This window comes from Halalkalibacter sp. HAAS-P014 (genome assembly GCF_056619965.1).
Genome location: NZ_JBWQTV010000030.1, coordinates 13,299 through 26,298, shown reverse-complemented (window position 1 = coordinate 26,298; position 13,000 = coordinate 13,299). Strand labels below are relative to the sequence as shown.

Sequence of the window (13,000 nt, the reverse complement as noted above, 5' to 3'; positions counted from 1 at the left end):
ACGAATTTATGTCAAAGCGAGGTGTTTTGAATGTGGAAAAAACTCTATAGTGAAATTTTGAAAATAAGTGGTAGTAAACATAACAGAAAGGAGAGAGTGCTACCGGAAAAAATGACGATCCCCTATGAGTTTCATGGTTCTGTTCATTACCAGTCTTATCGTAAGGTTGAAGAGAGGGTAGCACAATTTCAAGAGGTTTCTATTATTGGAAAAGATGCTAGTGATACATATGATATGCACTTAATCGAGCTAGGAGATAAAAGCAAGCCGTCCATTATGGTACTAGCGAGTTTACATGGATCAGAATGGCAGTCAACTCAATATAGTTTAAGTTTTATGGAACAGATTAGGGATGATACCTTCCCAGATAAAGAATTTAGGGATAAGTTGCTAGCTAATTTTCACATCGCCTATATCCCTGTAGGAAATCCTTGGGGGTATGATCGGACGAAGCCATTTGCTAGGCTAAGAGGAAGAAATAATTCTAATCGCGTTAATTTGAACAGAGACTTTTTTGATTTTACTCAAGCAGAGTCACAGAATATAAAAAAGGTTATCGAACGTATTCAACCATTCGCATATATGGATTGTCACTTAATGGCCCCAAGAAAAGATGGAGGACAGAACTATCTTGATTTAATTGTTGGCAACGTGCACCAAGATTCCATAAAACTTAGAGACTTCATAGCCGATTCACTTTCTTTATATGCTAATAGGCCAGTTGAAAAATGGGATCAACGCACGAATGAAATGCATGAAGGATTATCTAGAAGATATGTGAGTAATGTAAAGAATCCACATACCCTACAGACATTTGCCTTTATCTTAGAAAGTTACAGACCGGTTGATGACGTTAATGGAGTTATACGGTTTCTGTCAGATAAGGAAATATTGAAGTTTGGAATAGCAGGGTTGTATTTGTTTTTCACGGCATCGATGGAATATTTTCACAGTGAAGGTCAAAAAGAAATATGGTAAGGGAATTTACTATAAGCACCGGGAATCCGGTGTTTTTTTATGTGTTGTTTATGAAGGTTAAGAAATATGTAAAAATATTTTAATTGATGTAAAAAAAATTTTACAAAATTGCTTTATGGGCAGATAAGAGGAGGGCAATTATTGTTATCTATTAATAGGAAATCATTACCTTTATATGACCTTCGAGATGTTGTACTTTACGACATTTTTCGCTATTTGACGAGCTTTTTTATGATGAAAATAAAAACTGGCATAGGAATTGCATTGGAAAGTTTGTAAGAAACGTTTTTATACTATCTAGTAACTATTTTAATAAATGAGGAGGTGGATAAGTTGCAAAGTGTATTTCAATATACGACGAATAATTGGTCAACTATTATTGAATTAACGGTTCAACACTTTCAGCTTGTTAGTTTAGCCATTGTGATCGCACTATTGATTGGTGTCCCTACAGGTATCTATCTAACAACAAATAAAGCATTAGCAGAAGTAATCTTACAAATTTGTTCTATTATTATGACCATCCCAAGTATTGCCTTATTCGGGTTAATGATCCCGATTCTAGCAATCTTTAATCAGGGCATCGGTTTTCTACCAGCATTAATTGCTTTGGTCCTATACTCGCAACTTCCGATTATCCGTAATACTTATGTTGCGATTAATAACGTAGACCCGAATATGAGGGATGCTGCCAAAGGGATTGGTATGACAACGTGGCAACGATTAAGCAAAGTCGAAATTCCTATTGCATTACCGGTTATTATGGCGGGGATACGAACAGCTGTAGTGTTATGTATTGGGATTGGAGCGATTGCAGCTTTTATTGGCGCTGGAGGATTAGGTGTTCTTATTGATCAAGGAATTTCCCGTTCTAACCGTGACATGGTAATCGTTGGTGCAATTGGTGTGTCGTTATTATCGATTATCGCTGATACAATACTAGGCTTGATTCAACGAAAGTTAACGGCAAAAGGGGCTTAATTTTAAACTGCAGGAGGGAATAGGATGATTGAATTTTCTAATGTAACCAAAATATATGACGGCAATGTAAAGGCTGTTGATGATGTTAGTTTTACTGTTCCAGAGGGGAATATAGCAGTATTTTTAGGTCCATCTGGTTGTGGTAAGACAACTTTATTACGTATGGTAAATCGACTTGTGCCGATTACAGAAGGAACGATTTCAATAAATGGAACTAACACTTCTTCTCTTAATGAAATTGAATTAAGAAGAAAGATCGGATATGTCATTCAAAGTAATGGTCTTTTTCCAAATATGAACATTGAAGAAAATGTTGGGATTGTTCCAAAACTTATTGGTTGGGACAGAAAAAAAACACGTGATCGTTTCAACTATTTGATGGACCTTGTTGGACTAGCTCCAGACGAGTACAGAAAACGTTACCCACATGAGCTCTCAGGTGGACAACAACAACGCGTCGGAATCGCACGTGCAATGGCAGCTGACCCACCTGTTATGTTGATGGACGAACCATTTGGCGCGCTAGATCCCATTATTAGAACTCATATTCAAAATGAATTTCTACAAATTCAAAAGGAAGTACAAAAAACGATCCTTTTTGTATCACATGATATTGATGAAGCAATTAAAATGGGCGATCGTGTAGCCATTTTTAAGGATGGAAAGGTTATGCAGTATGGTAGCCCAGCAGAAATTTTGTCTACACCAAAGAATGAGTTTGTCGAACAATTTGTTGGTGAAGACCGTTCGATTAAAAGCTTAAGTCTATATACGATTGCTGATTTAGTAAACGAAAATAAATTAAAACCAATAAGTGGAAAAGTAGCAAAACCACGTATTGCAATTGATACAAACTTACGTGAAGTATTAGCAATGTTGCTCGATGGTAATGGTGATGAGCTAATCGTTGTTGATCGAAATGACAAACCGATTGGAGCTCTTTCGATTTCAGACATTCAAACTTATTTGCAAGTAAATTCTCAAACAGCTTAAGTAGAAAGGAGTGAAAAGATGAAGAAGCAGCAACTTTTTACAAAGCTGTTCAAATTAACATTTCTTTTCCTGATTATATGGTTTTTCATTTGGGCCTTCCAAGCTGGACATTTCCAACTTATTTTTGATCGGCCAGGTGAATTTCTACATCTTTTACGGCAACATATTCTGATGGTTTTTGTCTCGTCTCTTTTAGCGATTGTCGTATCCATTCCTTTAGGGATATTGGTGACAAGGCCACGCTTTAAAAAATTTGAGTGGATTATTTTAAATACGGCGAGTTTAGGACAGACAATTCCAAGTATTGCCATACTAGCGATCGTGATGACGTATTTAGGAATCGGTTTTAATTCAGCTGTTTTTGCTCTTTTTGCTTTTTCAGTGTTACCGATTTTACGAAATACAGTGGCAGGAATTAACTCAGTAGAACCAGCATTAAAAGATGCAGCAAAAGGAATGGGCTTAACACCAAGTCAAACGTTATTAAAAGTCGAATTGCCAAATGCTATGTATCCTATTATGGCAGGTATTAGAACAGCAGTTGTCATGAACATTGGTACGGCTGCACTAGCTTACTTAGTGGGTGGAGGCGGCCTAGGGGATTATATTTTTACAGGGATTGTAATGAGAAGCAATGATTATTTACTTTCAGGTGCTGTCCCAGTAACGCTGTTAGCTATTCTTGTTGATTTTATGCTTCGTCAATCTGAAAAGGTTGTAATCCCAAAGGGTTTACAACGATCTAAAGATTCAGTAGATGCAGCTTAAGTAAAATAGAACATATATGGAGGGAATATTTATGAAAAAAACGATTCTTTTTATGGTAGCAGCAATGGTTATGTTCGTACTTGCTGCATGTGGTGGGGATCAAGAAACAAGTGATGATAGTAAAGGTAAGTTAGTAATTGGAGGGAAAAATTTCACGGAGCAATTCGTATTAGCAAAAATCACGTCTATTTACCTTAAAGACCAAGGTTATGAAGTCGAAGAAGCAACAAATATGGGAAGTGAAGTGTTACGTCAAGCTTTAGAAAGCTCTCAAGTTGATTTGTATTGGGAATACACAGGAACTGGCCTTGTAAACTATTTAGGCCAAGATCCAGTTGCTTCATCTGAAGAAGCTTATACAACGGTAAAAGAGATCGATCGAGAGGAAAATCAAATTGAATGGTTAGACATGGCGAACTTAAATAATACGTATACATTAATGATGAAAGAAGAGATCGCTTCTGATTTAGGGATTACAACTATTACGGATCTTGCTTCCTATGTTAATGAAAATCCAGGTGACTTAACATTTGCCTCTAATGCTGAATTTGCGTCTCGTCCAGACGGTCTAGCAGGTGTTGAAGAAGTGTATGGCTTTGAATTTGGTAGTTCAAATGTTGTTCGTATGGATTCTGGTCTTACGTATCAAGCGTTAAATGATGAACAAGTTGATGTAGCAATGGGTTTCTCAACGGACAGCCGTATTTTAGGTTTTGACTTACTTCCTTTAGAAGATGACCTAGGTTTCTTTCCAGCTTACAATGCTGCTGTAACAGTTCGAGGAGAAGTACTAGAAATGTATCCAGAGTTAGAGGAGCTACTAGCACCAGTTGCTGAGTTACTCGATACAGAAACAGTAACAGAATTAAACTTTTTAGTAGATATTGAACAAAAAAATGAAACAGAAGTAGCAACAGAATGGCTTGTTCAAAACGGTCTAATCGAAGAATGATCTATTTTTAAAAAGGGGTGGAGCTGCGATGATTCGCTTGCTCCACTGCTTTATAACAATTTCAGTTGGGAATATTAACCTTATTTTCCATATGAACTAATCGTGACATGCAGGTTTTTTATTTGCTTAGTATGAATGTGAATCTAATCAATTATAAGGTGGGTTATTATATGTGTGGCATTATTGCCGTAACAGGTCCAATCGAAAAAGAAACAATGAATGACATTTTAAAAAGTATGGAACATCGGGGTCCAGATGAGGGTGATCATCTGCAAATTAACAAATTTCATTTTGGTCACCGAAGATTGTCCATTGTTGGGGTAGAGGAAGGCCGCCAACCAATTGCCAATGTACAAAAGAATAAGTTCATCGTATGTAATGGAGAGATCTACAATTATCAGGCATTAAAAGAAGAATTGAAAAAGGATACAGAGTTTTTAACGAAATCAGATAGTGAAGTAGCCCTTAAAATGTATGAATCGGTAGGGGTTGATGGGATTAAGCAGCTTGATGGAATGTTTGCTTTTGTGATTGCCGATGTGAAAAACAACACCTTTGTTGCAGCGAGAGATACCTTGGGAATTAAACCTCTTTATTATGGTGAGGATGCATTGGGAAACATGATCTTTGCTTCTGAACTTAAATCGATCTATTTTGTTACGGATGAGGCAAAAGAGTTCCCACCAGGGCATTATTATACGCCTGAAACAGGTTTCGTATGCTATCGAAAAGTGGAAGGATCCCAAGAATTATTTTCTGTAAATGGAGATTATGATAAGGAAATACTAAAAGGCTTAAAACAAAAGTTGGAAATGGCTGTACAAAAGCGGCTTATGGCAGATGTACCTCTGGGAGTTTTATTAAGTGGAGGACTAGATAGCAGCTTAATAGCCGCAATAACAGCAAAGCACTATCAAGGGAAAGCGCCTCTAAATTCATTCTGTGTTGGAATTGAAGGAAGCCCAGACATTGAAGCTGCAAGAGATGTCGCAAAAGCATTGAATACGAGTCATCATGAATATGTATATACGAAAAGTGAATTAATAGAAGCACTTCCTGAAGTTATTTATCATCTTGAATCTTATGACCCATCCTTAGTTCGTAGTGCCATTCCTTGTTATTTTGTTTCGAAGCTAGCACGACAACATGTAAAGGTAGTTTTATCAGGTGAGGGAGCAGATGAATTGTTTTCAGGTTATGCTTACTTACAAGATCTAAAAGAATCATCAGAGCTAAATAGAGAATTAGTACGCATCATTAATTCATTGCATAATATTAATCTTCAACGGTTAGATCGGATGAGCATGGCTCATTCATTAGAAGGAAGAGTCCCCTTTCTTGATTTAGAGTTAATTGATTACGCTTTGAAAATCCCAGCAGAATTAAAACGATCGTCAAAAGTAAAGATGGAAAAGGCCATTTTACGTAAAGCTTTCGAGGGTGAGTTGCCCGATCATATTTTATGGAGAAAGAAAGCAGAGTTTTCCGAGGGAAGTGGAGCTGTAGATGTTCTTTCGGACTATGCTGATCAGGCAATAAGTGATGTTGAACTTCAGAATGCGATTAAGGAAGAAACAATATCCATTCGATCAAAACAAGAGCTGCTTTATTACCGGATATTTAAAGAAAAATTCCCTAATGAATCAGCGTTAGAAACGGTTGGCCACTGGGCTACTAGTTAATAATAAATAGCAAAAGGGTTGTCTTTTACTTGGTTGGACTCCTATAGCATAGGATATCTTATGTGTGGGGGATAGGTATAAGGCAACCCTTTTGATTCCACTCTTTACTTTGGCGAAGGTGGTGCAACGTTATGGTAAACTTAATAAAGCAGTACCTAAAAGGAGTGAAACATGAAGATTTTGATTCCTAAAGGATTAACGCAGCGATTTTCTGTATTAGGTCTTTTACTTGTTGTTATTCCAATTACAATTATCTTCATCTTAGCAATTGCAATGTCGCAATCTGCTTTGCAAAAACAAGCTGATGAGCAAACGTTACAGGCGGCTAGAACAACAGCTAATCAAACACAACAATTGTTTTTGGCAAAACAAGATAGTTTAAAAAGAATCGTTGAAAATTATCATGATGACCATGACTCTGAACGTTTGCTTGAACGCTTGGAAACGGAATATTTGCAGGATCCCTTTTTTTTAGATATAGCCTATTATACAAATGATGGGCGTGTTAATAATCTTGGAAGAAGCACCAATAGGATGATTGAAGAGCTAGAATTTGAAGTGTTTGAAGAAATGAGTTGGAGAGAGTCGGCCTTTATCACGAGTAAAAAAGGGGCTGCCCATGACTCACTTTCTACTTTTATTGCTATTCCTGTTCAACAAACTGGAGATGAGTTACAAGAATCTCTTATTGCTAGAGTGAGTCCTTCTTATTTAAATAAATTTATTCAAAATACGAAGATTGGCATGGAAGGAAGAACGTTATTAATCACACATCAAGGAGATGTTTTTTCTGATACACAGGAACGTGCTGATGTTCTTCAATCGATAGCAAGGTATGATGTTTTCTCGGGCTTTGATAAGGGGCGAATGGGTCTTTATAAAGGTAGTCTTTTTGATAAAGAGGCGATTGTCGGTTATTATCCTATTGACCATTTGCCACTCTATACAATGTCATTTCAACCAAAGGAACAAGCTTATGCCCCCGTATACTCGCTGATAAAAGTGTTGACAATAGGTTGGTTATTTCTTTTAGTTTCTGGATTAGGCTTGCTCTTTATGAGTGTACGATGGACGGTTAAACCAGTGAAAGAGTTAACGAAGCAAACAGCCAAATATGCAAAAGGTGAAGGTTGGCAATTAAATATATTAAAAGATAAAGATGAGATCCAAACACTAGCATTAGCAATGAAGCATATGGCTGAATCACTTCAAAAGAAAGAACGGTTTTTACAAAGTATATTGGAGTCTTTTCCGTATGGTGTTTTTACAACAAATGCTGAAGGGACGATAACCTCAATTAATCGTGCAGGTTCAGAGTTGTTCTTATCCAAGCGTAAGGATTTTATTAGTAAAAGATATGACCGTCTACCATCAAAAGGCTTGCGAAAGCACGTGTCTAAATTTATAGAAGATCATGCGCAATTTGAACAAACAGAAGAAGAGATTTCGTATATTGATGATGAGGGGAAAAAATTAACACTAAAAGCAGCAAGTTCGCCCTTAATGGATGAGAATGAAAAAGTTATTGGAGTTCTAACGACATTTTGGGATTATACCGAGGTGAAAAAGTTAGAACAACATCTGCAAAGATCCGAGCATTTAGCTGCCATCGGACAAATGACAGCAGGACTTGCGCATGAAGTAAAAAATCCATTAGGGACGATTCGATTAGCGTCAGATGTGATTGAGGCCGAGTTCGAATTAGTAGCTAGTGAACGAAACTTAAATGGGCCAGGCCCTGCGATGATTAAAGAGGCGCTTTCAGATATCCAGGAAGAATCGAGGAGATTAAATGAGCTTGTAACTCGTTTCTTAAAGATGAGTCGCCATCATAAAGATCACGAACAAATGATTAATATTGGACATCTAATTGAAGAAATTGTTCGTCTAATGTCCCATCAATTGAAACTATACAATATTAACTTAGACTTATCGGTTCCGAATTCTGCATTGTATGTATTAGGAGATCGAGATCAGTTGGTACAAGCCTTTCTAAACATTTTATTAAACAGTATTGATGCGATGAAGAAAAGGAATGGTAACTTGTTACAAGTATGTGTAAGCAAAAAGATGCAGTACGTAGAAATAACGATAGAGGATAATGGGATCGGCATCCATGAATCTAAAATAAAACGAATCTTCCATCCGTTTTTCTCAACAAAGCATGAGGGCACTGGTTTAGGTTTGTCGATCACTCATGATATTATTAATGAGCATCAAGGACGAATTGAAGTAGAAAGCCAGGTCAATGTTGGATCGACTGTACTTGTGTATTTACCATTGGTTAGCGATGAGAAGGTGAAACAATGAACTATACCATTTTAATTGTTGAAGATAATGAAAAGTTACGAAGGTTAATGAAACTGACTTTAGAAAAAGAAGGGTACAACATATTTGAGGCTCCGGATGGAGAAACAGCAAAGAAAATTTTTGCTAGCGAGTATATCGATATCGCATTAATGGATATATTACTTCCGGACACAACAGGGATCAAGCTTTTAGAAGAATGGAATGAAGATAATCAACGTGAACAATCCGTATGCTTTATTTTATGTACTGCATATGGAGAGGTAGAAGATGCGGTACAAGCAATAAAAATGGGAGCGTATGATTATTTATCAAAACCGATTCAAGCAGATGAGTTAAAAGTTGTGATTAAACGTGCAATTGAATGGTTGAATTTAAATAATGAAAACCGTTATTTAAAAGAAGCTTTTAGAGAGAAGAATAACCTGCACGGTATGGTTGGAAAAAGCGAAAAAATGCAACGAGTATTTGAATTGGTTGAACGAGTCTCAAAACAAACTATTACTGTACTTTTGCAAGGGGAAAGTGGCACAGGAAAGAGTCGATGTGCTAAGGCGATTCACCTAGAAAGTAATCGCAAGGGGCAACCTTTTGTTCAAGTGAACTGTGCTGCGATTCCGAGTCAGTTGCTTGAAAGTGAATTGTTTGGCTATCAAAAAGGGGCTTTTACAGGTGCTGCTCAATCACAGAAGGGAAAGTTTGAAGTGGCTGATCAGGGAACACTATTCCTTGATGAGATCGGAGAAATCTCGATGGAGCTACAAGCGAAGCTCTTACAAGTGACTCAAGATAAAACATTTACGCCACTTGGTAGTACACAAGAGCGAAAAGTAGATATACGATTAATAGCAGCAACGAATAAAAACCTATGGCAAATGGTTCAAAATGGTGAGTTTCGAGAAGACCTCTATTATCGATTAAATATCATTGGCATTAATCTGCCTGCTTTGCGCGAAAGAAAAGAAGATCTCCCATTATTAGCGCATCAATTACTTCAACAGTTAGTTGAAGAGCATAAAAGAGACTATCAATTGGAGGAAGGGCTCTTACAGCACCTAGCAAATTACCCGTGGCCAGGTAACATTCGTGAGTTACAAAATGCACTGGCGAGAGCGGCTGTTTTAAGTGTCGATGCTATTTTGAGGTTGGAAGATTTCCCAAAAGAAATTCGAGCATATAAAAAGGAAACAGAAAGTTCGTCTGTAGCGCCTTCTGTTAATGAGAGTAATACTCCATTGCCTGAACAACTCCAATCGTATGAACAACAGGCGATTGAAGATGCGCTAGGAAAGGCAGGAGGAAATCAAGCTCAAGCAGCTGAGTTGCTAGGGATATCTCGCCAAAGCTTACTATACAAAATTCGAAAATATAATATTACGATATAGACTTTAAAAAGCCTTAAATGGCTTTTTTTGTGTGCCTACAACCTTACTTTTTCTTGCTTACTTGATGTAGTAATGAGAAAGCCCAAGTTTTACTATCACTCAAACTACACTCTCCTTATATGAGAGGAAGGGGCGATACTACTCTGAAATAGACTGACTCGCATACTTTGTTGTTTTTGGGCTTGCGTGTATTCACATGTTCGTTCCATTTCGCTCCAGTCAACTCGCACCCGCTAGGAGGTGCCGAGCCTCCTCGGCTGCGCCTGTGGGGTCTCGCCCCTACCTCTAAATCCCACAGGAGTCGAGTGACTTCCACTTCATTTCACTTCGAGTAAAAACTTCTAATAGCAACAATCTTTACGAGAATAGCCTTGAAATAAGAGCGAATACTCAATGTGTTAGAATATAGTAGGCAAAATTTAAAGGAGATATAGTTATGATTTCGTTTCAAAACGAAGATAGTAGAAAGTATCTTAATAAACCAAAGTCTAAAATGAATCTTAAGCTCAAAATGATTTTGTTAATTGGACTATTAATTATATGTATCTTTACAATCATGAGTTTGTTTCTGCATTACTTTTTATCGGATACGCTAGAAGAGCAACTAGGAGAAAGAGCCCTTATTGTTGCAGAGAGTGTTGCTCGCATACCAGAGTTACAAAAGGCATTTGAGTTAGATGATCCTGCAACGGTTATTCAGTCTATTGTAACGCCTATTCAAGTGGCAACGGGGGCAGAATTTATCGTTGTAGGAAATCGAGATGAGATCCGTTACGCTCATCCGATTCCAGATCAAATTGGCAAGAAAATGGTTGGAGAAGATAATGATCGCGCTTTGGTTGATGGTGAATCATATGTGTCGAAGGCGGTTGGTTCACTAGGGCAGTCGATCCGGGGGAAAGTTCCTGTTACATCTGAACAAGGAGAGATAATCGGAGTTGTTTCTGTCGGTTTTTTAAATGAGGATGTTGAAAGTATTGTAAACAATTATAGTAAAGAGATTTGGTATGTATTGCTAGCGATTGTTGGACTTGGGATAATAGGTGCGATTGTCATTGCTAGTTATATTAAGAAGATTTTATTCGGGCTAGAACCAGAGGAGATCTCGCATCTTCTCTTACAAAAAGAAACGATTTTACAATCTACACACGAAGGAATTATTGCTGTTAATAATAGTGGTCGTATCACTATGGTGAATAATGCAGCAATGCTCTTGCTTTTTGATAATGCAGAGAAAACAGAAGAGTTTATTGGCAAACCTATATTAGACATATTGCCAACTTCTAAGCTGCATGAAGTCCTTGAAAATGGAAAAAGTCAATATGACAGGGAAGTGATATTAGGTAAACACATTGTACTTGTTAATAGAGTTCCTATTTACTATGAGGGGACACTAATTGGTGCTGTATCTACATTTCGAAATAAAACTGAAATTGAGAAATTAACAAAGGAACTAACTCGAGTTAAACAATATGCTGATGCATTAAGGGCGCAAACTCATGAATTCTCAAATAAAATGTATACCATTTTAGGATTGATTCAATTAGATAAGAAGGATGAGGCAGTTGAATTTATAAGAAGGGAAAGCAATATCCAGCAAAAGTGGATTCGCTTTTTATTCGAGAAAGTACCTGACCCACTGATTAATGCAATCTTGTTAGGGAAATTGAATCAAGCGAATGAACAAAGAGTAAAGCTGTTCATACATCCAGATAGTAAGTTAACTCACCGTCTATCAGATAAAAAACGTGATGCATTAGTCACGGTATTAGGAAATCTAATAGAAAATGCTATTGAAGCAGCTAAGAACAGTAAGAGTAACGAAAAGGTAGTCTCTATTTTCTTTACTGATCTTGGTGAGGACATCGTGTTTGAAATTGAAGATTCAGGACAAGGGATACCCGATGAAATAAGCTTGAATATCTTTGAACATGGCTTTTCTACTAAAGAAGGTTTTAATCGTGGAGTTGGATTAGCCTTATCCAAGCAGGTTCTTTCAGAAATAGGAGGAGACATCTTTATAGAAGAAGGGACATTAACTGGTGCTTGCTTTGTTGTAACTATACCAAAAGAGTGTATCGAAAGGAGGAGCTGAATGAAAGATAGATGTAGTGTGTTAATTGTAGAGGATGATTTTAGGGTTGCAGAAATTACGAAGCAATTCGTTGAGAAGGTCGAAGGGTTTGTCGTAATTGGAACTGTCAAAACAGGAGAAGAGACGGAACAATATCTTAATAATGAGGAATTACCTCATTTGATTCTATTAGATGTTTATATTCCTGATGTAGAGGGATTAGGGTTATTTTGGGAAATACGAAAACGATATCCCACGATTCAGATTATAATGATGACAGCTGCTAAAGAGGTTTCGACTATTGAAGAGACGTTTCGTGGTGGAGTATTTGATTACATCGTTAAGCCCGTGGATTTTTCACGTTTTAAACAGACGCTTGATCGATTCCGTTATCAGCGACACACTTTTTTATCAAAAGACAAATTAGAGCAAGAAGAAATTGATCGTCTGAGTACCTTGAATGTAAGTAAGGTAACTGAAGAAGATAGAAAGGCAGACGAGAAATTACCTAAAGGAATTGATCGCATCACATTAGAGAAGATAAAAGATATTATGAAGAGCAATGGTGAAAAAGGCTTAACAGCCCTCCAAGTGAGCACGGAAATTGGAGCAAGTCGATCGACGGCGAGACGCTATTTGGAATATATGGTAACCATAAAGAAAGTAAAAGCTGAGCAAAAATATGGTGATGTTGGGAGACCTGAGCGTCGGTACTTTTTGCTGTGAACAAAATGAACAAAAATAATTTAATACTCAATATTTTATTAATGTTTTTAAGCTTCATCCCTCTTTCAGTATATGTTAATTTTCAATATATACAGAAAATATTGAAAGAGGGATTTGGTTTCTTTACCAAATGTAAGCGTTTTACATTGTGAAC

Annotated in this window: 11 protein-coding genes; all 11 read left to right on the top strand. The window is 37.1% G+C overall.

Features of this window, described 5'->3' with window-relative positions:
- Positions 1 to 30: 30 nt before the first annotated feature.
- The 11 genes from AC1FXZ_RS20830 to AC1FXZ_RS20780 all read left to right on the top strand — a co-directional run bounded on the left by AC1FXZ_RS20830 (position 31) and on the right by AC1FXZ_RS20780 (position 12,846).
- A complete protein-coding gene (locus tag AC1FXZ_RS20830) occupies positions 31 to 978 on the top strand; it encodes a M14 family zinc carboxypeptidase (protein ID WP_480057257.1) in 948 nt (315 codons plus the stop codon).
- 141 nt (positions 979 to 1,119) lie between these two features.
- Complete coding sequence (locus AC1FXZ_RS20825) at positions 1,120 to 1,257, top strand: hypothetical protein (protein ID WP_480057255.1); 138 nt, start codon at positions 1,120 to 1,122, stop codon at positions 1,255 to 1,257.
- 54 nt (positions 1,258 to 1,311) lie between these two features.
- Entirely contained in the window at positions 1,312 to 1,959 is a 648-nt protein-coding gene (locus AC1FXZ_RS20820) for an ABC transporter permease (RefSeq protein ID WP_480057253.1), read from the top strand.
- 24 nt (positions 1,960 to 1,983) lie between these two features.
- A complete protein-coding gene (locus AC1FXZ_RS20815; protein ID WP_480057251.1) occupies positions 1,984 to 2,952 on the top strand; it encodes an ABC transporter ATP-binding protein in 969 nt (322 codons plus the stop codon).
- A gap of 18 nt (positions 2,953 to 2,970) precedes the next feature.
- Entirely contained in the window at positions 2,971 to 3,720 is a 750-nt protein-coding gene (locus AC1FXZ_RS20810) for an ABC transporter permease (protein WP_480057249.1), read from the top strand.
- A gap of 31 nt (positions 3,721 to 3,751) precedes the next feature.
- Positions 3,752 to 4,672, top strand: coding sequence for an ABC transporter substrate-binding protein (locus AC1FXZ_RS20805; protein WP_480057247.1), 921 nt, complete (start codon positions 3,752 to 3,754; stop codon positions 4,670 to 4,672).
- Between the two features lie 170 nt (positions 4,673 to 4,842).
- Positions 4,843 to 6,354 carry an asparagine synthase B gene (asnB, locus tag AC1FXZ_RS20800; protein WP_480057245.1) on the top strand — a complete coding sequence of 504 codons (1,512 nt, stop codon included), beginning with the start codon at positions 4,843 to 4,845 and terminating at the stop codon, positions 6,352 to 6,354.
- Between the two features lie 171 nt (positions 6,355 to 6,525).
- Positions 6,526 to 8,664, top strand: a complete 2,139-nt coding sequence (locus tag AC1FXZ_RS20795; protein ID WP_480057243.1) for an ATP-binding protein — start codon at positions 6,526 to 6,528, stop codon at positions 8,662 to 8,664.
- Entirely contained in the window at positions 8,661 to 10,046 is a 1,386-nt protein-coding gene (locus tag AC1FXZ_RS20790; protein ID WP_480057241.1) for a sigma-54-dependent transcriptional regulator, read from the top strand. The genes AC1FXZ_RS20795 and AC1FXZ_RS20790 overlap by 4 nt, the downstream gene beginning before the upstream one ends.
- A gap of 436 nt (positions 10,047 to 10,482) precedes the next feature.
- A complete protein-coding gene (locus AC1FXZ_RS20785) occupies positions 10,483 to 12,141 on the top strand; it encodes an ATP-binding protein (RefSeq protein WP_480057239.1) in 1,659 nt (552 codons plus the stop codon).
- On the top strand, positions 12,142 to 12,846 hold the full coding sequence (locus AC1FXZ_RS20780; RefSeq protein WP_480057237.1) for a response regulator: 705 nt from the start codon (positions 12,142 to 12,144) through the stop codon (positions 12,844 to 12,846).
- Positions 12,847 to 13,000 lie beyond the last annotated feature (154 nt).

Coding starts and splice junctions, on each gene's coding strand:
- AC1FXZ_RS20830 (WP_480057257.1), top strand. CDS start 31: ATGTGGAAAAAACTCTATAGTGAAATTTTGAAAATAAGTGGTAGTAAA.
- AC1FXZ_RS20815 (WP_480057251.1), top strand. CDS start 1,984: ATGATTGAATTTTCTAATGTAACCAAAATATATGACGGCAATGTAAAG.
- AC1FXZ_RS20810 (WP_480057249.1), top strand. CDS start 2,971: ATGAAGAAGCAGCAACTTTTTACAAAGCTGTTCAAATTAACATTTCTT.
- AC1FXZ_RS20805 (WP_480057247.1), top strand. CDS start 3,752: ATGAAAAAAACGATTCTTTTTATGGTAGCAGCAATGGTTATGTTCGTA.
- asnB (WP_480057245.1), top strand. CDS start 4,843: ATGTGTGGCATTATTGCCGTAACAGGTCCAATCGAAAAAGAAACAATG.
- AC1FXZ_RS20795 (WP_480057243.1), top strand. CDS start 6,526: ATGAAGATTTTGATTCCTAAAGGATTAACGCAGCGATTTTCTGTATTA.
- AC1FXZ_RS20790 (WP_480057241.1), top strand. CDS start 8,661: ATGAACTATACCATTTTAATTGTTGAAGATAATGAAAAGTTACGAAGG.
- AC1FXZ_RS20785 (WP_480057239.1), top strand. CDS start 10,483: ATGATTTCGTTTCAAAACGAAGATAGTAGAAAGTATCTTAATAAACCA.
- AC1FXZ_RS20780 (WP_480057237.1), top strand. CDS start 12,142: ATGAAAGATAGATGTAGTGTGTTAATTGTAGAGGATGATTTTAGGGTT.